At 53.9% G+C, this 21,090-nt stretch carries 19 protein-coding genes; 9 read left to right on the top strand and 10 right to left on the bottom strand.

Annotated elements, in window-relative coordinates:
* Positions 1-173: 173 nt before the first annotated feature.
* The 4 genes from LX87_RS03940 (at position 174) to LX87_RS03925 (ending at position 6,003) form a co-directional block, all read left to right on the top strand.
* Complete coding sequence (locus LX87_RS03940; protein WP_111626850.1) at positions 174-1,766, top strand: sodium:solute symporter family protein; 1,593 nt, start codon at positions 174-176, stop codon at positions 1,764-1,766.
* Between the two features lie 152 nt (positions 1,767-1,918).
* The gene (locus LX87_RS03935; protein WP_111626849.1) at positions 1,919-2,887 is read left to right on the top strand and encodes a dihydrodipicolinate synthase family protein; all 969 of its coding nucleotides are present in this window, start codon (positions 1,919-1,921) and stop codon (positions 2,885-2,887) included.
* 56 nt (positions 2,888-2,943) lie between these two features.
* Positions 2,944-4,965, top strand: coding sequence for an SUMF1/EgtB/PvdO family nonheme iron enzyme (locus LX87_RS03930; RefSeq protein ID WP_111626848.1), 2,022 nt, complete (start codon positions 2,944-2,946; stop codon positions 4,963-4,965).
* Between the two features lie 72 nt (positions 4,966-5,037).
* Positions 5,038-6,003 (top strand): nitrilase family protein, encoded by a 966-nt coding sequence (locus LX87_RS03925; protein ID WP_111626847.1) that lies wholly within the window; start codon positions 5,038-5,040, stop codon positions 6,001-6,003.
* 24 nt (positions 6,004-6,027) lie between these two features.
* On the opposite strand, the gene LX87_RS03920 is transcribed toward LX87_RS03925, so the two are convergent.
* Together LX87_RS03920 and LX87_RS03915 are read right to left on the bottom strand one after the other, a co-directional pair.
* The gene (locus LX87_RS03920; protein WP_111626846.1) at positions 6,028-6,768 is read right to left on the bottom strand and encodes a beta propeller repeat protein; all 741 of its coding nucleotides are present in this window, start codon (positions 6,766-6,768) and stop codon (positions 6,028-6,030) included.
* A gap of 58 nt (positions 6,769-6,826) precedes the next feature.
* The gene (locus tag LX87_RS03915) at positions 6,827-8,008 is read right to left on the bottom strand and encodes a sialidase family protein (RefSeq protein WP_111627473.1); all 1,182 of its coding nucleotides are present in this window, start codon (positions 8,006-8,008) and stop codon (positions 6,827-6,829) included.
* Between the two features lie 85 nt (positions 8,009-8,093).
* On the opposite strand from LX87_RS03915, the gene LX87_RS03910 reads away from it, so the two are divergent.
* Complete coding sequence (locus LX87_RS03910) at positions 8,094-8,711, top strand: trimeric intracellular cation channel family protein (protein ID WP_111626845.1); 618 nt, start codon at positions 8,094-8,096, stop codon at positions 8,709-8,711.
* Here the strand turns inward: LX87_RS03910 and LX87_RS03905 are convergent.
* Complete coding sequence (locus LX87_RS03905; RefSeq protein WP_111626844.1) at positions 8,705-9,169, bottom strand: Lrp/AsnC family transcriptional regulator; 465 nt, start codon at positions 9,167-9,169, stop codon at positions 8,705-8,707. The genes LX87_RS03910 and LX87_RS03905 overlap by 7 nt on opposite strands.
* A 190-nt stretch (positions 9,170-9,359) precedes the next feature.
* On the opposite strand from LX87_RS03905, the gene LX87_RS03900 reads away from it, so the two are divergent.
* The 4 genes from LX87_RS03900 to LX87_RS03885 all read left to right on the top strand — a co-directional run bounded on the left by LX87_RS03900 (position 9,360) and on the right by LX87_RS03885 (position 13,478).
* On the top strand, positions 9,360-10,322 hold the full coding sequence (locus LX87_RS03900) for an NAD-dependent epimerase/dehydratase family protein (protein ID WP_111626843.1): 963 nt from the start codon (positions 9,360-9,362) through the stop codon (positions 10,320-10,322).
* Positions 10,323-10,326: 4 nt separating this feature from the next.
* Complete coding sequence (gene kbl, locus LX87_RS03895) at positions 10,327-11,547, top strand: glycine C-acetyltransferase (protein ID WP_111626842.1); 1,221 nt, start codon at positions 10,327-10,329, stop codon at positions 11,545-11,547.
* A gap of 204 nt (positions 11,548-11,751) precedes the next feature.
* Complete coding sequence (locus LX87_RS03890) at positions 11,752-12,972, top strand: NADP-dependent isocitrate dehydrogenase (RefSeq protein WP_111626841.1); 1,221 nt, start codon at positions 11,752-11,754, stop codon at positions 12,970-12,972.
* A 146-nt stretch (positions 12,973-13,118) separates the two neighbouring features.
* Entirely contained in the window at positions 13,119-13,478 is a 360-nt protein-coding gene (locus LX87_RS03885; protein WP_146624422.1) for a hypothetical protein, read from the top strand.
* Positions 13,479-13,484: 6 nt separating this feature from the next.
* Here LX87_RS03885 and LX87_RS03880 read toward each other — a convergent pair whose 3' ends face one another.
* From LX87_RS03880 to LX87_RS03850, 7 genes are all read right to left on the bottom strand, one after another.
* The gene (locus LX87_RS03880; RefSeq protein WP_111626839.1) at positions 13,485-15,170 is read right to left on the bottom strand and encodes a TlpA family protein disulfide reductase; all 1,686 of its coding nucleotides are present in this window, start codon (positions 15,168-15,170) and stop codon (positions 13,485-13,487) included.
* Positions 15,171-15,254: 84 nt separating this feature from the next.
* The gene (locus tag LX87_RS03875) at positions 15,255-15,752 is read right to left on the bottom strand and encodes an NADH-quinone oxidoreductase subunit C (protein ID WP_111626838.1); all 498 of its coding nucleotides are present in this window, start codon (positions 15,750-15,752) and stop codon (positions 15,255-15,257) included.
* Positions 15,753-15,760: 8 nt separating this feature from the next.
* Complete coding sequence (locus LX87_RS03870; protein WP_111626837.1) at positions 15,761-16,108, bottom strand: hypothetical protein; 348 nt, start codon at positions 16,106-16,108, stop codon at positions 15,761-15,763.
* Between the two features lie 57 nt (positions 16,109-16,165).
* Positions 16,166-16,711: an NADH-quinone oxidoreductase subunit NuoB gene (nuoB, locus tag LX87_RS03865; RefSeq protein ID WP_111626836.1), complete on the bottom strand. Its 546-nt coding sequence runs from the start codon at positions 16,709-16,711 to the stop codon at positions 16,166-16,168.
* A gap of 25 nt (positions 16,712-16,736) precedes the next feature.
* Entirely contained in the window at positions 16,737-17,201 is a 465-nt protein-coding gene (locus LX87_RS03860) for an NADH-quinone oxidoreductase subunit A (RefSeq protein WP_111626835.1), read from the bottom strand.
* A 143-nt stretch (positions 17,202-17,344) separates the two neighbouring features.
* Positions 17,345-18,343: a Gfo/Idh/MocA family protein gene (locus LX87_RS03855; protein WP_111626834.1), complete on the bottom strand. Its 999-nt coding sequence runs from the start codon at positions 18,341-18,343 to the stop codon at positions 17,345-17,347.
* Positions 18,344-18,366: 23 nt separating this feature from the next.
* Positions 18,367-21,075: a PQQ-dependent sugar dehydrogenase gene (locus LX87_RS03850; protein ID WP_111626833.1), complete on the bottom strand. Its 2,709-nt coding sequence runs from the start codon at positions 21,073-21,075 to the stop codon at positions 18,367-18,369.
* Positions 21,076-21,090: the final 15 nt, after the last annotated feature.

Genomic DNA, 21,090 nt, shown 5'->3' with positions numbered 1-21,090 from the left:
ACAATGATTGGAAAACTCTACATAAAACACCAGCTACTTTAAAGACTATTTTTGCCAGTATAATCAAATTTATTAGTAGCGCAGTCATAAAATCGCGTTTGCAAGCTAAGTAAGAAGCCGTTATTTTCGCTCAAGACTAAAAAAAATTCTGATAAATTACCGTAACCCGCCGAATGAAAAACCTACCCGTTATCGATTTACTGGTGATTGTTGCTTATCTGATCGGGATGGTGGCCGTTGGGGTCTATTTCTCCCGTAACAACAAGAGCGCCGACCAGTTTACGAAGGCGTCGGGCAAGATTCCGGGCTGGGCCATTGGTATGTCCATTTACGCTACCTTCCTCAGCAGCAACACGTTTCTGGGTGTACCGGGCAAAGCATTCGGCAGCAACTGGAACTCGTTTGTGTTCAGCTTAGCCATGCCGCTCTCGGCCTGGGTCGCGGCCCGGTTTTTCGTGCCATTCTACCGTCATACCGGCGAAGTATCGGCCTACACCCACCTGGAACACCGGTTCGGAGCCTGGGCCCGGACCTACGCCGTAGCTTGTTTTCTTCTGACACAACTGGCCCGCATGGGCTCCATTTTCTTCGGCATTGCCCTGAGTTTACAGGCGCTGACGGGCTATCCGATGGCCACCATCATGATTGTGGTCGGCATTTGCATCATTCTCTATACCGTCATGGGCGGTATGGAAGCCGTGATCTGGACGGAGGTGGTGCAGGGCGTCATCAAAACCGCCGGGGCGCTGATCATCCTCTACCTGGTGGTTGACGGGATGCCGGGCGGAATTGACAAGATCGTTGAAATTGGAAAAGCCGACGACAAATTCAGTCTCGGCAGTTTTGCGCCCGACTTCACCCAATCGACGTTCTGGGTGGTGTTGCTCTACGGTTTTTTCATGAACCTGAACAACTTCGGGATGGATCAGAACTACGTGCAACGGTATCACACCACCACCTCCATCAAGGAAGCCACGCGCTCCATCTGGCTGTGTGTATACCTCTACGTGCCGGTTTCGCTCGTCTTTTTTGTCCTCGGTTCGTGTCTGTACGCGTATTATGAAAGCAACCCGGATATGCTGATGGCGGTCCGGATGCAGGTCGCCGGAGAACGTCTGCCCAACGGCAGCCCGGAAGCCATCCGGCAACTGGCCAGTACGCTGACCCCCGCCGAATTTGGCGACAAAGTCATGCCGCACTTTATGGTCAACAGGGTTCCGGCGGGACTCGTCGGACTGATTGTAGCGGCTATTCTGTCGGCGGCCATGAGTACCATCAGCTCGAGCATGAATGCGTCAGCGACGGTTTTCTCGGTGGATATTTACCAACGGTACCTGAAACCCAACCTATCGGGCGGGCAATCGCTGCGGTTGTTATACATTGCCACCACAGTTTTTGGTTTGCTCGGCATGATTACCGGTATTGCGATGATCGGGGTCAAGAGCGTGCTCGATATCTGGTGGATGCTGTCCGGTATTTTCGCGGGCGGTATGCTCGGCCTGTTCCTGCTGGGCATGATCTCGCGGCAAACCCGCAATACCGAAGCCTGGACGGCCACGGTGATTGGACTGTTGGTGATTGTCTGGATGACGTTTTCGGCCCAGATCCCCGACGAGTATGCGGCCCTGCGCAGTCCGTTTCATCAAAACATGATTATGGTAATCGGTACGCTGGCGATTTTCTTGGTCGGTCTGCTGTTCACCAAACTTCGCGGTAAGAAAAATACAACTATTCCTGAACCCCATACTACCGTTATTCAACCCTAACCCAGTTTTTTATTCCTAAACCCTTAACCGTTATTTCGCAGAGTTAAGCGGAGTTTTTAGAGGTTAGCAGAGACTCCGCTAACCTCTAACTAACTCCGCTCATCTCCGCGAAACCACTTGACAAGATCTCGTTCAAACTTACTTTCTTCACCATGCCTTCTTCTTCTTCTGCCGGATCGTTACCCCAGGGTTTCATCCCCGTCATGCTCACTCCTTTTCAGGAAACCGGTGCCGTCGATTACCCGGCGCTGGCTCAGTTGGTCGATTTTTACCTGGAGGCCGGGGCCGCGGGCCTGTTCGCCAACTGTTTGTCCAGCGAAATGTATGAACTGACGGAAGAAGAACGGCTGGAAGTCACCCAGTTTGTGGTTACTCAGACGGCGGGGCGCGTGCCGGTTGTGGCAACGGGGACCTTCGGCGGTCCCATTGCGCAGCAGGCCGAGTTCGTTAAACGTATATACCAAACCGGCATTCAGGCGGTTATTGTCATTACCGGTCTGATTGCCGACGAGGACGAGTCCGACGCGGTTTTTCTGGAACGGATGCACCAGCTTATCGACCTGACCGACGGTATCCCGCTCGGTTTCTACGAATGCCCAGTGCCCTACAAACGCCTGATCAATACCGAAATCCTGAACGAACTCCTGCCCACGGGCCGGTTGATTTACCACAAAGACACCTGCCTGGACGATCAGGAAGTGGCGCATCGGATTGCCGCCGGAGCCGGTTATCAGTTTGGGCTGTACGATGCGTATATGGTCAACGCGGTTTCTTCGTTGCGGGCCGGAGCCGCCGGGCTGTCGTGCATTCAGGGCAATGAATTTCCGGAACTGATCGTCTGGCTCTGCAACAACTTCGACCAGACGGACAAACAACCGGACATCGACCGCGTGCAGCAGTTTTTCGTCGACTGCATGGACCTGGTTCACTCCGCTTACCCGATTATCGCCAAATACACCCTGCAAAAACGCGGCTTGCCGATTTCGCTGTACACCCGCCGGGATGTGGGTCAACTGACGCCCGAACTGCAACGCGACATGGACGCCCTGATCGAAACCGCCAGCGAGCTTCAGGCCTCATTAGGCATTGAAACGGTTTCCGCCGGAAAGCTGGTCGGCTAAAATTCATTTACTTTGCCTCCAGTTTAGTCCGGAGGAATCCGATTTCACCCTACGTTATGCAAGTAAACCGTCTGATTGTCGCCTTTCTTTTCGTTGCAAAAACCGCTTTTGCGCAGGAAACCAATTCGCTGGGTATGAAGCTCGTAACGGTTCCGGCCGGACGGTTTTACATGGGCTCGGAGGGCGAGGGCGAAGATTATGACGAAGCGCCGGTTCACCGCGTAACGATTTCGAAACCGTTCCGGATGGCGGTCACGGAAGTCACCAATGCGCAGTACGAAGCCTTTGATCCCGAACATAAAAAATTGCGCGGGAAAGCTGGTTTTTCGAAAGAAGACAATGAAGCCGTCGTGTTTGTGAGCTACGCCGAAGCCGTGGCTTTCTGCGAATGGCTCAGCAAAAAAGAAGGAAAACCGTATCGCTTGCCGACGGAAGCCGAGTGGGAATATGCCTGCCACGCCGGAACCGTTACGCCGTTTTCGACCGGACGGTTTTTGCCCCAGAGCTACCAGAAAAGCCAGAAAACCGACCGGGTTCCGGTTGTGGTTCCTCTGACCGTGGGCCAGACGCCCGCCAACGCCTGGGGCCTTCAGGATATGCACGGGAATGTGGAAGAATGGTGCTCGGACTGGTACGGACCTTATGAAGCCGCCGAACAACGCGATCCGGTGGGCCGCGCATCCGGCCCGTTTCGGGTGACGCGCGGAGGCAGCCACGGAACGCCGGTGCAGTACCTGCGCACCACCAACCGGCTCGGCATGATTCCCGAAGACAAAAACTGGCTGGTGGGTTTCCGGGTCGTGCAGGCCGAAAAACCGTCTACCCAACCCCTTCCGGCCCTGCCGCCAAAAACCTACGCGCTGAACGTTTCGCAAAAACCGTTTGCCTGGAAAACCGTTTCAGCCACCCAACCGGTATTTATGGAACCTGTACGGTATGCCAACCGACCGGACTGCAATGCCGGGGTTCCGTATTACTCGCACAACCACCAGCCCGCCATCGCCTGGATGCCCAACGGCGACCTGATGGCGATCTGGTTTTCGACCGAAAAAGAATCCGGCCGCGAAATGACGGTAATTGCTAGCCGGCTGCGGGCCGGACAAACCCGTTGGGATGCGCCCTCCGAGTTTTTCAAAGTGCCGGATCGGAACATGACGGGCAGTTCGATTTTTCACGACGGCAAAGGTACCATTTACCACATGAACGGCGTCGAAGCCAGCGGTGACTGGCAGAATCTGGCGATGTCCCTGCGCACCAGCCGCGACAACGGCGCAACCTGGACGGCACCGAAACTGGTGGCACCGGAGCACGAAAAACGGCATCAGGTTATTGCCGGGATGTTTCAGACGAAAGAAGGCTGGCTGGTGCAGACCTGTGATGCCGACCCCAGTTCATCGGGCGGTTCGGCGATTCATGTCAGCAAGGACGGCGGCAAAACCTGGGCGGCTCCGTATACTGACCCTCAAAAACCGGACTTCAAAAACGGTGCTTCCGGCGGGTTAATTGCCGGGATTCACGCGGGCGTTACGCAGTTGAAAGACGGCAGTTTGATGGCGTTTGGGCGGGGCGATAATATTGCCAATGCGGACGGTATTCCACGTATGCCGATGAGTTTGTCGCGCGACATGGGTAAAACCTGGACCTATTCACCCTCCGAATTCCCGCCAATTGGGGGCGGGCAACGGCTGATTCTGCACCGGCTGAACGAAGGGCCGATTATGCTGATTGGCTTTACGCACCATCCCGAAGAACCCGACGAAGCAAAGAAAGGTATGTTGTTTACCGACGACAAAGGCAAGTCGTTCCGGGGCCACGGTATGTACGCGACTCTGTCGTTCGATGAAGGCAAGACGTGGCCGGTCAAGAAACTGCTGACTGACGGCCAATACCGTTACCTCAACGGCGGTGCCTGGACCGGAGCGTTTGAGATGGATGCCACCCACGCCGAGCCACGCGGCTATCTGGCGCTTACCCAAACCCCCGACAACCTGATTCACCTGATCAGCAGCAGCATTCATTACCGGTTTAATCTGGCCTGGCTGCAACAGAAAATGGTGGTGGAAGCAGCCAGACAATAAATCTGAAAACTTGTCCACGGATTGGCGCTTTATGCCATAGCTGAACCGGAATTCTGTTGCTACTTTTACAGCATGGAACCGCTTCGCATTGCTACCGCCCAGTTCGAACACTACAACGGCCAGAAAGCGCATAATCTGGCCATCATTCGCCGGATGGCGGCACAGGCCGCTCAAAAAGGTGCCGACGTGATCGCTTTTCACGAATGCTCCATTCCCGGCTACACCCACGCCCGGAACCTGTCGCGGGAGCAGATGCTGGCAATCGCCGAGCGCATTCCGGATGGAGAAAGCATTCAGACACTGACCGACATTGCCCGCGAACACCAGATTGTGATTCTGGTGGGGCTGTTCGAAAAAGACGAGCAGGACCGGCTTTTCAAGGCGCAGGTCTGCGTCGGCGAAAACGGTTTGATTGCCAAATACCGTAAGCTGCACCCGTTCATTAACCCGCACCTGCTGCCGGGTGATCAGTATGTGGTATTTGAGATCAAAGGCTGGAAATGCGGCATTCTGATCTGCTACGACAACAACATCATCGAAAATGTCCGGGCCACCAAACTGCTGGGTGCCGACATCATTTTCATGCCCCACGTCACGATGTGTACGCCCTCGACCCGGCCCGGTGCGGGCTTTGTCGATCCGGCGCTTTGGGAAAACCGCGAGCATGACCCCACCTCACTCCGGCTCGAATTTGACGGGATGAAAGGCCGGGCCTGGCTCATGAAGTGGCTCCCGGCGCGCGCTTACGACAACGCGGTTTACGTGGTTTTCTCCAACCCGATTGGCATGGACGACGATCAGCTTAAAAACGGCTGTTCGATGATTCTTGACCCGTTTGGCGACGTGCTGGCCGAATGCCGGAACCTGGGCAACGACATTGCTATGGCGACTTGTACGCCCGAAAAACTCACGATGGCGGGCGGCCACCGGTATCTAAAGGCCCGCCGACCCGATTTGTACCGCGACATTCTTGGACAGGACCACCAGCCCGAACAAAAAGTAGTCTGGCTGAATCCCGAAATTGATCCGTCGGCGTAGACCGTTTTTCGGTAGGCTGGCTCATCAGGGCCGGGGCCGTTTCGAAACGTACACCATGCCCCGCCCCGCCTGACTGTTACAAAACGCAAACCGCTGGCCGTTACTACAGACGGCATCTGTACCGGCCAGATAAAGACGCTCGCTGGCATCGAGATAGAGGCTCTTCAACTGATGAAGCTGGGGTAAGTCGATCCGGCGGCCCGTTGCGGTCATCACGCCCGGGGTTTCAAACCGGCGCAATGCCTTTGTCGAATCATCCAGATAAACCATGTTAATGGTGTACGATTCGCGGGTGGAAGTCGAAACGGGGTTTATAAACAAACGACGCCGGGACTCTTCCGGAAGGCGATGATAATCCAGAGCCGCATTATATCCCTTGTAGGGTTGCCAGGTTCGGCCGTCATCCAGGCTATAGCTGTCAGGATTAACAAGGGCCTGATGCTGAACAACCGCATTTTTCTGTACGCTGCTTAACCCGGTCATTGTGAACAGCGTATCCTGGTGCTTAATGATCCCAAAGATGCCGATTCTGGAATTCCCGACTACTTCCTGCCAGGTTTTGCCCCGATCGACGGAGCGGTAAACGGCTATCCCGGTCGATATCAGCAGCGTTTTATCAATATCGCCCCAAACGCCTTCAATGGGCCTGTCAGTCGGTGACTGAAAAACATACCAATCGTTGTACGTGGGCAGGACAAATTCCGGTTCATTCTTTTTGCAGGAAAAGGCCAGTACGGCCAGGCAGAGGTAGATGAGCTTCTTCATAGTAGTTTGTTGTGGCTGTTTTTCAGCAAACTAGAAAGTAGAAACCTACATTCTTCTACTAATCCTTCATCCAATCATATGCAAACTGGGCATAGACGATTTTTGCGTATTTATCTTTCTCATACAGCACCCCAATGTTACTGTCCCGCTGAATCACCAGATCGGAGTAGGCAGCCGGGCCGCTGTAAACGGTCTTGCCCGCCGACCAGCTTTGGCCGTTGTCGGTGCTGATCCGGATCGTCAAGTTTTCGCGGCTGGTCGGGCTGTTCGGGTTGGAAAACAGCAACACGCGTTTGCCCCGGCGGGGTTGGTAATGGACCATACTGCCCTGGCAAACCGGGTCGGGCAAATCCTGCGCTACCCGTACCGGCTCCCAGCTTTCCCCGCCGGTTTTTGAAAGCGATAGCAGCCGGTTTTTCACGTCGCCGGACTGGTTGCGGCTGTTCATCAACACATAACCGTCGGCGGTTTCGGCAGCCGTACTTTCGTTACTGCCGGGATAGTGAACATCCGGTGTCAGCTTCCAGGTTTGGCCGTGATCGTCGGAGTAAAAACCGTGTGCCCGGCCTTCCTGAAATTTGGGTTGAAGCGGTCCGGCGGTGTGGTTGGCGGCCACAAAAAGCCGTCCCTGGTAGCGGCCTGTCTCCATTTGCAGGGCGTGACCCGGCGTGTTGGCGTACCACCGCCAGTCTTCCGGAAACGCATACGCCGAGTTTACATCGGGTTTGTTCGGGCGGTTTACCTGCGTGGTGATGTTGACGGCTTCCGACCAGGTTTGCCCATTATCAGTACTGGTCTTATACCACACTTCCCGAATGCCCTTGCCGTTCCGAATGTCATTTTCCGAAACCGTGCTGGTGTTATAAACCAGAAAAAGCCGCCCCTTCCTGAATCTGCGGTCGGACCGGTCAAAAACCGGCGCGGGATTACCGGCCAGCCAGTCGCCATTATCAGCCACAATCTGAAGCGAACCCCACGTCTGGCCGTTGTCCGTACTCATTCGCATAACCAGATCAATGTCGCCAAAATCGTTGCAATCCTTCTTCCGCCCTTCCGCAAAGGCCAGCAAATGGCCGTTAGGCGCTTTTACAATAGCTGGTATCCGGTAACATTGATACCCGTCCTGACCGTTCTGAAACACCGTTGTTTCTTTTACGGCAGTTTTCGTCAGTACTATTTCACTGGTTAAGGCAAGAAAAATGGTGAGAAAACCGATCAATGAAAATAAGCGTCGGCGCATGGCAGGAATCATCAAGATAGGGTCAGGAACGCACGAAATTAGATAAATTTTGCCGCAAATGATGAAAATGTGTTTCCTTTGATCCATGAGCAACTGGTATCTCATTGACCTGGTCGGCACCAGCATCTTTGCCATTTCGGGGGCCTTATCGGCTTTGAATAAAAAAATGTACCACGATCTGTTTGGTATTTCTTTTATCGGTTTTCTAACGGCGGTCGGTGGCGGTACGACCCGGGATATCATCATGGGCGCTCATCCCATTTTCTGGATTCGGGACCCGAATTATATCATTGTCATCATGCTGGGCGTAGGCATCGCCATTGCCGGACGGCGCTGGTGGTTTGGCCAGCTCTGGCGTCCCCTGATTTTTTTCGATACGCTTGGCATCGGCATTTATACCATTTTCGGCTTACAAAAAGCGTTGAGCCTGGAGGTCAATAACTGGGCTGCCGTTTTAATGGGGCTGATGACGGCGCTGTTTGGGGGCGTTCTGCGCGATACGCTGGTCAATGACATTCCCCTGATCTTCGAAAAGCACATCTATGCCACGGCTTGCCTGGCTGGTGCCCTACTGTATGTGCTGGGTAGAGCGTTAGCGATCGATCCTAATTTGAATTTTCTCATTTCGGCCGCCAGCATTACCCTCATCCGCCTGTGTGCCATCCGGTACGGCTGGACGTTGCCCCGAATCGGCAATCAATGAATCACATAACCCAGGTTGTGCTTGATTTCTTTCAGAACGAAGGTGCTATTGAGCACACCAATATTCTCAATTTCAGAGAGTTTATACTTCACAAAATTGTGGTAACCGTCCAGGCTGCTGACGTGAATTTTTAGCAAAAAATCGACCTGACCGGCCATGTGGTAACACTCCTGCACCTCTTCCAGCTTCTTGATTTCTTCCTCGAACTTGTCGATAAACGCCTTGTCGTGGTAACGCATCGACACCTGACAGAAAGCCGTGATGGGTTGCCCCAGCAGATTTTTATCCAGAACCGCCACGTACTGTTTGATGAAACCCAGACTTTCCAGTCGTTTAATCCGTTCGTAAACCGGCGAAAGCGTCAGGCCCAGTTGAGCGGCCAATTCTTTCGTAGTCAGCTTGGCGTCTTCCTGCAAAAGCCGCAATAATTTCTTGTCAATGTCGTCAAGTTGTTCCATACCGAAAATTTTTCTACCACTAATTATCCGAATATTCCAAAATAGAAATTTTATCTACTAATGCTCTCCACAGCAACAATATTAACGGATTTATTGAACTATTATCCAAAAATAGTTGGCATAAGTAACTTTGCACCACAAGACAACCAACTTTCAGCGTTGTTAAGTTTACACTTCAACCGGCTAAAAAATGAAGCGCGAAACCATTTTAGTGATCGGGGCCAACGGCCAGATCGGCACAGCACTTCTCCCCCGGCTTCAGGCCCTTTACGGGACAGATTCGGTAATTGGCGCAGACCTGCGTCAACCCGCTCAGAAGTCCGGAATTTTTGAATTATTGGACGCCACCAAAGCCGATGCACTGGCCGAGCTGGTGCAGCGGTACGGTGTTACGCAGATTTACCACCTGGCGGCTGTGCTGTCGGCCAAAGGCGAAACCGACCCGCTCGGTGCCTGGAATCTGAATATGCAGACGCTGCTCAACGTGCTGGAAGTGGCCCGCATCCACCAGGTCCGGAAATTGTTTGTACCGAGTTCCATTGCGGCTTTTGGCGAACACGCGCCCAAGTTTGAAACGCCCCAGACGGCTTCGCTCGACCCGGCCACAGTGTACGGCATCAGCAAGGTGGCCGCCGAAAACTGGTCGCTGTACTACCACAAACGCTATGGGCTGGATGTGCGCTCGCTGCGGTATCCGGGCCTCATCAGCTACCAGTCGATGCCGGGGGGCGGAACCACCGACTACGCCGTTGCCATTTTTCACGCGGCCGTACAGGGCCAGCCGTTCGAGTGTTTTCTGGCGGAAGACACGCTGCTGCCGATGATGTACATGGACGACGCGCTGCGGGCCACGCTGGAACTGATGGAAGCCCCCGAAAACCGGATCAGTGTACGGACCTCCTACAACCTGGCCGGCATGAGCTTCACCCCCGCCGAACTGACGGCTTCGATCCAAACGTATTTTCCCGACTTCACGACCCGCTACGTACCGGATTTCCGTCAGGCCATTGCTGATTCGTGGCCCCGAACCATCGACGATACGGTGGCCCGGAACGACTGGGGCTGGCAACCGGAGTTTGACCTGCCGCGCATGACGCAGGAAATGATTACGCAGCTTTCGACTATCTATCAACCTTCCATCCCAACATTTTAACGGTATGTACGGTATTCAACACGAACTTCAGCAGGAACTTGATTCCATCCGGGAAGCCGGTTTGTATAAATCCGAAAGGATTATTGTTTCTCCGCAATCATCGGTCATCGCCGTTCACGGCGGGCAGGAAGTCCTGAACTTCTGCGCCAACAACTACCTCGGTCTGTCGTCGCATCCGGAGGTGATCAAAGCCGCGCACGAGACGCTCGACAGCCACGGTTTTGGGATGTCGTCGGTGCGGTTTATCTGCGGTACGCAGGACATTCACAAAGAACTCGAACGGAGAACCGCCGAGTTTGTCGGAGCCGAAGACTGCATTCTGTACGCGGCTGCGTTCGATGCCAACGGCGGGATTTTTGAACCGCTCTTGAACGAAGAAGACGCCATTATTTCGGACGAACTGAACCACGCTTCGATCATCGACGGGATTCGGCTGTGCAAGGCCAAACGGTTTCGGTACAAACACAACGACATGGCCGATCTGGAAGCCCAGTTGCAGGCGGCTTCGGGCAACCGGCGGAAACTGATCGTGACGGACGGCGCGTTCTCGATGGACGGCACCATTGCCCAACTCGACAAAATCTGCGATCTGGCCGATCAATACGGCGCGATGGTGATGGTGGACGAATGCCACGCCAGTGGTTTTCTGGGCAAAACCGGTCGCGGAACGCCGGAATACCGGAACGTGTTCGGTCGTATCGACATCATCACCGGCACGTACGGCAAGGCACTCGGTGGCGCGTCGGGTGGTTTTACGGCGGCCCGGAAAGAGATTGTGGAGCTGCTGCGCCAACGTTCACGGCCTTATCTGTTCTCGAATACGCTGGCACCGGCCATTGTCGGGGCGTCGCTGAAAGTACTGGAAATCCTGCAATCGTCCACCGCCCTGCGCGATAAACTGGAAGCCAACACACGGTATTTCCGGGAAGCCATGACAGCCGCCGGATTCGACATTCTGCCGGGCGAACACCCGATTGTTCCGATTATGCTGTACGACGCTCCGCTGGCCCAGGAATTTGCGGCCCGGTTGCTGGAAGAAGGCATTTACGTCATTGGTTTCTTCTACCCGGTGGTTCCGAAAGGCAAAGCCCGAATCCGGGTGCAGATTTCGGCGGGCCACGAACCCGAGCACCTCGAAAAAGCCGTGACTGCCTTTACAAAGATTGGCCGCGAGTTGGGTGTTATCTCCACCGAACAGCCCAGCGCCGTCTCCTCAGCATCCTAACCACATCCTAAGCTTTGCAGGCTTGGGATCAGTACTTGCTACACGGGGCAGGGTTCCTCTGCCCCGTGTCATCGCTGGCTTAACCGCGCATCAATCCGTGAGGCAACGGCCCGTTCATTGGCGAACTTTCATTTCCCGTTACGCCCAGAATTATTACCTTTGCGGCTGATTTCCTGTATCGTTTCACTGATTGATATCTAACAAATGGAGAAAATTAAAGTAGCTAATCCGGTGGTCGAACTGGATGGCGACGAAATGACCCGCATTATCTGGAAGTTTATCAAAGACAAGCTTATCCTCCCTTACATCGACGTTGACATTAAATATTACGATCTGGGCATCGAATACCGCGATGAAACCAACGATCAGGTAACGGTTGATGCCGCCAACGCCATCAGAGAATACGGTGTTGGTATCAAATGCGCGACCATCACGCCCGATGAAGACCGCGTGAAAGAATTCAACCTGAAACAGATGTGGAAATCGCCGAACGGTACGATCCGGAACATTCTGGACGGTACGGTTTTCCGCGAGCCGATTGTGATCAACAACGTGCCGCGTCTGGTAACCAACTGGTCGGCCCCGATCATCGTGGGTCGTCACGCTTTCGGCGACCAGTACCGCGCTACGGATTTCGTCGTACCGGGCAAAGGAAAGCTGACGATGAAGTTCGAAGGCGAAGACGGAACCGTTCAGGAATTTGAAGTATACCAGTTCAAAGGAGCCGGTGTGGCGATGGGGATGTACAACGTAGACGAGTCGATCCGCGGTTTTGCGCAGGCTTGTTTCAACATGGCGCTGCAAAAAGGCTGGCCGCTGTACCTGTCGACCAAAAACACGATTCTGAAAAAATACGACGGTCGGTTCAAGGATATTTTCCAGGAAATTTACGAAAACGAATTCAAGGCGAAGGGCGTTCACTACGAACACCGCCTGATCGACGACATGGTAGCATCAGCCCTGAAATGGGAAGGTAACTTTGTCTGGGCGTGTAAGAACTACGACGGTGACGTTCAGTCGGATACCGTTGCTCAGGGCTTCGGTTCACTCGGTCTGATGACCTCGGTACTGGTAACACCCGATGGCAAAACGATGGAAGCCGAAGCGGCCCACGGTACGGTAACGCGCCACTACCGCGAGCACCAGAAAGGCAACCCGACTTCTACCAACCCGATTGCGTCGATTTTCGCCTGGACGCGCGGTCTGGCTTTCCGGGGCAAACTGGATGGCAACCAGCAACTCATCGACTTCTGCGAAGCGCTGGAAGCCGTTTGTATCGAAACCGTCGAAAGTGGCAAAATGACCAAGGATCTGGCCCTGTCGGCGTTCCCGTCAGGTACGAAACTGGTAGCCGGTGAGCACTACCTCAATACCGAAGATTTCCTGGAAGCACTGGATCAGAATCTGAAAGTGAAACTGGGTTAATTTCAACTCGCACCCATACGACAGCCCCAGATGGTTTTAAAACCGTCTGGGGCTTTTTTATAACGTCTTTCTAAACTAACAGCGGCCTTCTCCAACCATTTCCGCCTTCCGGGTGTCTTATATCAGTACTTAAAATAAGCACAGTGATGAAGACGCTAACTTTAGTATTGGGCCTGACGCTCCTGATGGCAACCTGCCAAACCGCCCCCTGGAACAACGAAGTACCCGTGAGCACCGATTGTCCGTCTTATGCCGAATGGAAAAAAGCCGCCGAGTTGCGCGAGGTGCCGGGTACAGTAGTCAATGAAGCGGAAACGTCCCAAACCAGCACCTGGCTCTATATCCTGACCAGCGACAGCACACGCTATTTTGCCTGCAACCTACCCGACCAGGCTCGAAAAACCGGAACCAAAGTCGTTTTTAACGCCGATGAGTTTGCGCCCCCGCCGAATGTTCGGCTGGCGGGTGTTCCCGTCAAGCTGACGAAGTTGCGGGTCACGCCCTGATAAACCTTATATCTTTTCCCGAATGAGCTTTAGAACGTCGTCGGATTTAGAGGGTAGCGGTGCATCCCGCTTGATGAATTTTCCGTCGCGACTGAGCAATCCAGCCGCCGGAATGTACTCGGCCCGAAGTGAGCCCAGCAGATTGCCTAACTGGTCCTGATCGACATAGACGTGCAGCCCCTTCGGCTTGTTTTTTGCCACCCACTCCCGCCAATGATTCAGAGACGTTTCGTTGCTGCATACATAGGCAAACAGGATGTCGCGGCCGGGGAGCTGTTCCTGAAGGGCACGGGACGCCAGCACTTCCTGCCGTGAGGGATCGACATCCGTCGACCAGGCCAGTATGTAAATCAAGCGGCCCTGGGCCTGTTTTTGCAATTGGTCAATGAAATCTTTCCCGTACCGGCTCGACCGCAGGAGCGTGACACCCGACAGTACCTCGACCGGTTCATCAATCTGTGTGTCGGTGAATTTTCCGGCCACTTCCCGTACCGTCGCGCTATCCTTTACTTCCATCCGATACAACTCCTCCAGCGAAAGCCGGTAGTGCGGATCGCCCACCTGTGGCGTAATATGTCGATAGAGCAATTCCTGATTTTTCAACTCGATGGTGGGCAGGTTCATGGCCAGGAAGTGCGCTTTCATGTAATCCAGACCCGTCGTGTCCACTAATTTCCGGTACTGGGCCATCGTCGTTTCGTAAGTCAGCAGTTTGGACAACTTCTCGTCGTTTCGCTGCATAATCCGTTGCAGCATCGTAATGTCCCGGTTCTGCCCCGATTTGGCGGTCTTCAGTTCCTCAATCCGGGTGCGCTCGGTTTCCGACAGGTCCGTCACATAACGGTCTACCAGACGGGCAAAGGTGCTGATGGGAATACTCCGTCCCGAACCCGCGAGCGATAAGTCGGTGATGCGGGAGCCCGCATATTCAGCAAAACGCTCCAGCGCCGTCGTCCGCTGAATCGTCAGAAACCGGTCATCGGCGGGGCGCAGGCTACTAACGGGCACATCCGTTTCCAGACGGCTATTCTGCTCAGCCAGTGCCTTGTCGTACAGAAAAGCCGCTACTTCGTACCGGATCGCCGAATTGATGTACTGATCCAGCAACGGCAGAACCTCGTTCGTCTGGCGAAATTTTTCGTACGTAGCGATAAACTCATTGGTCAGAAGTTTCCGGCTGTCCTCTGCCGACCGCCCGGCCAGCCGTCGCGAGAGCTGACGGTTATCAATTTTAGGCCGGTTCTTAAACTCAAATGCCTTGTAGCGCGTCAGTTGATTGTTAACCTGCGCGTTGGTGCCGCTAAACCGGAAAGGCGCTTCCGACAAAAACAGGGAATCCGCATCCAGCGCAATCTCGACGGTTCCGGCCGAAGCCAGAAAAACCGTTGAAATCTGTCCGAAATTGAAATATAATTCTTCGTAGGGATACACCAGCGGCAGCGTCACCTGAAACGAACCATCAGGTTCGAGCGGGGCCGGTCGGGCCATTTCGCGGCTGGCCTGCAAAATGTTGTTGCGCGAAACGGTAACGTTCGGACTCTGGCGATACAGCTGAATCGTCAGATTTTTAATTCGTCCCTTTACCGTTACGGAATCAGCTTTGGGCTGCGCGCAGACCACCGACGATGCGCCCAAAAACAAGGTCAGCAGCAGGGTGGAAACCAGAAACAGAATATGTCGAAGCGTTAGCATGGAGGCAAAATCTCAGGTCTATTCAGAAAGGAAGACAAGTTAAACTGCCTACTGCATACTACCAAATGATACCGATTGCGCGGGCTATTTCACCTTGATACCGTGGTACGTTTCCAGATCCTGGTAATCTTTCCGTAACGGGTGCCCCTGCCAGTCGGTGGGCAACAGAATCCGGCGCAAATCCGGGTGTCCTTCAAACCGGATCCCGACTAAATCGTAAATTTCCCGCTCGTGCCAGTCGGCCGTCCGCCAGATGTGGCTAACGGTCGGTATTTCGGGCAACGGTTCACCGTCAGCATTGCGCGGCATTACGACTTTCAGCGTCAGATTGTGTTCGTACGGTATGGAAGTCAGGTTATAAACCACCTCCATCGTACTGGCTTGCAGACCATTGTCGATGCCGGTCATACAGGCCAGAAAATCAAAAAACAACCGTTCGTCGTCGCGCAGAAATTGGCAAAGACTGGCTATTGCGGTTTTCTGAACGACGAGAAACGGTTGCGGATTGGTGGTATTGGCCTGCTGAATAACGTCGGGGCCAAACTGGGCCATCAGCAGATCGGTGATTTCAGAAAAAGTCATTTCGTAAGTTAGCGAATCGAGACAATCGTTATCTCGTCGGCTTCAAATTTAGATCCCCAGCCGCACTGAACGGTTTTCTTCCGATCCGTAAATTTGTAAATAATATCGCCCTGTTTCTGGGGTTCTTTGCCCAGAAAGTTTTCGAGCAGCGCAACCGACTCCGCATCCGGGGCATAGCGAACTATTTTGTTCGGATCGTTCCAGTTCAGCGCCACATGGGTTTCACACCCGTCGTAGGCCAGGCCGTTTTCATATACCATTACGTCGTTCCGGAGTTCCGGACCGGTCGGATCATCGCTCTCCCGGCACATAGCCAGGCAGAACACCGTCGACAAAATGATCAGGGTCGTTTTCATAGCAGTTTTCTTTTACTTTTTAGGACCCTTTTGTTGTATCATGGGTTGGAGGACTGCTTAAACTTTTACAGCTTCTTCCGCTTCCATTGCCAGTAAAGCCGTGGGCGCGGGATCTTCCGTCAGCCGGGCGTTTCTGATTTTTTCCTGCAATTTCAGAAATCCGCCAATCAGGGCTTCCGGACGCGGGGGGCAACCCGGCACGTACACATCGACGGGAATAATCCGGTCAACGCCCTTAACCACATGATACCCGTGCTGCCAGTACGGTCCTCCGCAGTTGGAGCACGACCCCATTGAAATGACATACCGGGGTTCGGGCATTTGTTCGTAAAGCCGCCTGATGCGGTCGGCCATCTTAAACGTTACCGTTCCGGAAACAATCATCACATCCGACTGCCGGGGCGAAGGGCGCGGAAAAATCCCGAACCGCTCCAGATCATATCCCGACGCAAAGGTTTGCATCATTTCAATCGCACAGCAAGCCAAACCGAAGCCCATCGGCCACAGCGACGACAGCCGCGCCCAGTTCAGCAGGTCTTCGGCCGTGGTCAGCAAAACCCCACCCTCACCAGATTTAAATTTTTGATCGAGCAGACCACTCATCTTTTATCTTTCGGCCCAAAAGGCGCTATTTATATTTCTGATTTACTTTTTCGTACAGGGAGGCCGGTACGCTGGTTTTTATTTCCGGCACTTTCGGCTCGGGTTTTACCCAATCCAGAAAACCTTTTACCCAGGCATACGCCAGTCCCAGGGCCAGAAGCGCCACAAAGACCAGCATTTCCGAAAGTGCCAGCCAGCCCCACAAACCACCCGTCTCTTCAATCAACGTTTTTTGACCAAAAACCGTTGCCCACGGAAACAGAAAAACCAGCTCAACATCAAATAAAACGAAGATAATAGCAACCACGTAAAACCGGACGTTGAACTGCACATTGGCATTACCAACGGGTTCTTCCCCCGACTCGTAGGTGGTTAGTTTTTCAATATTCGGGCGGTTCGGGCGGAGCAGCCCCCCCACAAACAAAATTAGCCCAACAAATGCCAGGCCGGTGATAATAAACAGAAGAATGATGCCGAAGTCGGAGAGCATGGTTCCTGAACGATGGTTGCACTACGGGTCGTGGTGGAAAGGGATCAATCCAAACGTTGAAGGTGGTCCCAAGACCACCTTCGTACAAAGCTACCCAAAAAGTATCAGAAAACACGGTGACGGATCAAATGGCAGCGGGCTTCCTATAGGTTTACGCTGGCTCCGTTTTTCCGTCGGCTCACATCGGCGGCATCGATAAAGGCGAAGATTTCCAGCGTTTCTGCCGGACTTACAGGGGGCGTTCCGGTCTGAAAGAAACGTACGATTTGCTCGACCAGCGGTTTGTAGGTCTGAAAAGGACCCAGCGGGGCAATTCCTTTCTCCCCGAAAGCCGTTCCGGCAATGTTGGCCGCTCCTTTGCGGATTCCCCTGACGGTGCCCACGCGGCCATCGTTCCAGACGCCCACCACCAGATCAACCCCGTCGGTATGGGTTCGGGTCACGCTTTTACAACCGGTACCCATCACGGTAAACAGCATTTCTACGCCGTGAATACCGTACCAGGCTAAATCCATATGGTGTTCTTCCAGCTCGGCGGGCGTATACACATCGGCACCGGTTACAGGGCCAATTTTTCCGGCCACGACCTGTTGCACGTTCTGGTCAAACCGTAGGGCAGACGACGTAAAAACCGGTACTTTGTATTGAGTTGCCGCCTTAAAAATGGCTTTGGCATCGGCCAGGGAAGCGGCAATCGGCTTATCAATAAACACCCGTTTGCCCGCCTTGAATACGGGCAAAGCCTGCTCAAGGTGAGGACGTCCATCGTTTGTTTCCAGCAGAACCACATCCACCTTGGTCAGCAGTTCATCAATGGAGTTCACGATTTCTACCCCCAGCTTTTTGACCGCTTCGGTAATATCCGGTTTCATCTTAAGCGCAGAGGGGATGTCTTTACTGCCCTGCGCATAGGCCGCCACCACCCGGTAGCCGCCCAATTCGGGACCGGCTTTCGGGTCGTTTAACATCTCGCTGAATACCTGACTATGCGAGGTATCCAATCCGATAATCCCAACCCGGCGCCCCTCGGCTACCGACGTATCCCGACTGACGAAGGCCGACAGGCCCTGAGCCAGCCCCAATCCGGCCCCAGCCGCTGCCGTTGTTCGGATGAAGTGCCGGCGATTATAAAATGCTTTCATTCTGTCTGCTAATCAAAAGTGAATTATTGCCTTGAAGCGTTACGCCCGAAAGACAGCCAATCAATAAAAAACAGCTCCCGGTGGCCCGCATCGGCATTGGTAAATACAAAGTACAGATCATGAAAGCCGGTGGTTGGCTGAACCGTTGCCGTTACGTTGTTCCAGTCCGTTTTGGGGTCCTTCACCGACTGGCCCGGAACCGTTGCCGTACTGACGATTGGTCCCTGCGGGCTGTCCAGACGGAGTTCGATCCGCCCACCAGCCGGCTGCGCCTGAACCCGGTACGTCATCTGCGTCACCTGCGTCAGGTCGATGTGGTTAAATTTCAGGAATTTTCCATTGGTTATGCCCCGGACGTAGGAAACAAAACCCGTATTGGCCGTGGCAATAACGACCCCCACATTGCTCCCGTCATTGTCTTCCGTCTGAAGCAGCGGATTCCGCAGGACGATATGTTCGCTGGTCGATAAAGACTCAATCCCATTGGCTCCTTTATCTTTATAACTCGCTACGAGTACATAAGCCCCTTCCGGCCCTTTGCCTACATGTTCGGTCAATTTCAGCGCACCCTGCATCGGCAACCGAGCCTGCTGTTCATTTAAAGCCAGAATATAACGAACCATCTCCTGGGCTTCATTCAGCGGCAGATCGGGATGAGCCGTCATCTGATAACTCCCCCAGTTTCCACTACCCCCTTTGATGATTTTCCCGGCCAACTGATCCACAACCCCGGTTTTATTTCCGTATCGGGCCGCAATCGCCTTCAGGCTTGGACCTATCGACGTTTTATCGAGGGCATGACAGGCTTTGCAATCCGAGCCCGAAAACAGCTTCTCACCCCGAATGTGCTGCATCCCGGCCGCACTTCCGCCCGATAAAGCACCGGCCAGATCGTTTCCGTAGGGCAGGTAATTAAAAGAAACAGAGGTTCGGGCGGGGTCAATTTTACCATCCTCCGGATCTTTGATGGTAATTCGATAATCCAATTGCTGATTATCCCAATAAAAACTGCGGTTGGCCGTCGTGTTTATTTGCACCACCGGCGGGGTGTTCCCCACTTTCACCTGAACCGTAGTGCTTCCCTGCCCGCCATGCTGATCGGAGACGGTTAAGGCAACGTTGTACACACCCGGTTTGGTAAACGTATGGACCAATTCCGGCCCGGACTGGCGCGCAGAAGGCTGGTTTCGTGCACTGATCTGCCAGGCATAACTGAGTTTGTCGCCCGGATCGTGATCTCTCGAATCCGCAGCCGACAGCCGGACTTTCAGGGGAGTGGCGCCGTACCGTTTATCGACCCGGATATCGGCGATGGGGTTTCGGTTGCCTTCGGTATATTCCACCCGGATTAAACCGGCATCGGTATTTTTGGCAAACCAGTTGGTTCCGTAAGCCAGAATATACATAGCCCCATCCCGATTGAACTGTATATCCATCGGAGCCACGAGTTTCAGATGGCTCAGGAAAGGCTCCATGCTTTGGTAGTTGCCGTTTTCATCCAGCGTAACGGCCATAATCCACCGACGAATCCAGTCGTAGATAAAAAGCTTGCCATTGTAGTATTCCGGCAGACGGTATTTGGCCCCGGCGAACTGATCGCGGTAATAGACCGGGCCCGCCATCGCACTGGCTCCTCCTTTGCCCACCAGCGGGAAACGTCTGGACGCCTGTTTGCCGTACCAGATCATGGCGGGCTGGGCCGGGGGAAGCTCCCGGATGCCCGTGTTGTGGGGGGAGTTATTGACCGGATGCCGGGGGTCCTGCGGGGGACCTTCCTTTTTGGTCGCAAAATCGTATTTGGGGAAAGCCTCGTTGTTGCCCAGAAAATACGGGTATCCGAAGAAACCCGGCTTACGGGCCTGATTGATTTCATCGTAGCTGAGAAATCCCTCTTCCGCCGGAACCTGCGTATCCGGTCCTACATCGCCCCAGTAAACGTACTTCGTTTTTGGGTCAACAGACACCCGGAAGGGATTGCGGCAACCCATCACATAAATCTCCGGACGGCCTTTCGAGCCATCTTTTGGAAATAGATTCCCGTCGGGAATGGAATAGGTACCGTCTGGCTCCGGCTTGATCCGCAGAATTTTACCGCGCAGATCGTTGCTGTTGGCCGTCGAAGCCTGGTCGTCGGACAGTTCCCGGCCCGGTCGTTCGTCGGTCGGATTATGTCCTTCGATTTCTTCCGCATTGGTGTTGTCGCCAATAGACAGATATAGCAAACCGTCGGAGTCGAAGGTGAGATAACCCGCCGAGTGGCAGCAGTACTTCCGTTGGGTAGGCACTTCCAGCAAGACCTTTTTCGAGGACTGAATCAACTGATCACCCCGCAACTCATACCGTGCCAGGTGGTTGACCCATTTCTCACCACCGACCGCATAATAGAAGTAGGCCCAATTGTTGTTTTTAAAGTCCGGGTCGAGGGCCACGCCCAGCAACCCATCTTCAATGCCGCTGAAGACATTGAAGTGGGCGATGGTCTTAAGCTCTTTCGACTGGGCATCATAGAGCCGGACTCCACCCTTCCGTTCAACGATCAGGACGTTGTTGTTGGGCAGAATAGCCATTTCGGTCGGCTCGTCGAGCCCCTGCACCAGCATCATGTGGGAGAAGCGGCTGCTGTCAGGCGCATTCTGCGCGCTGGCCTGCTCCCGGAAACGAAACGGATGCGGGCGTTCGGACGTGCAAACGACCGTGATAGCAATCAATATGAACCAGTTGAGGAATTTCATACAGAATTATTAAGG

This window comes from Larkinella arboricola, assembly GCF_003259745.1.
In the GTDB taxonomy this organism is placed as follows: Bacteria; Bacteroidota; Bacteroidia; order Cytophagales; family Spirosomataceae; genus Larkinella; species Larkinella arboricola.
Note: the sequence above shows the minus strand (reverse complement) of the source record. Positions and strands in the feature narration are given on the sequence as shown.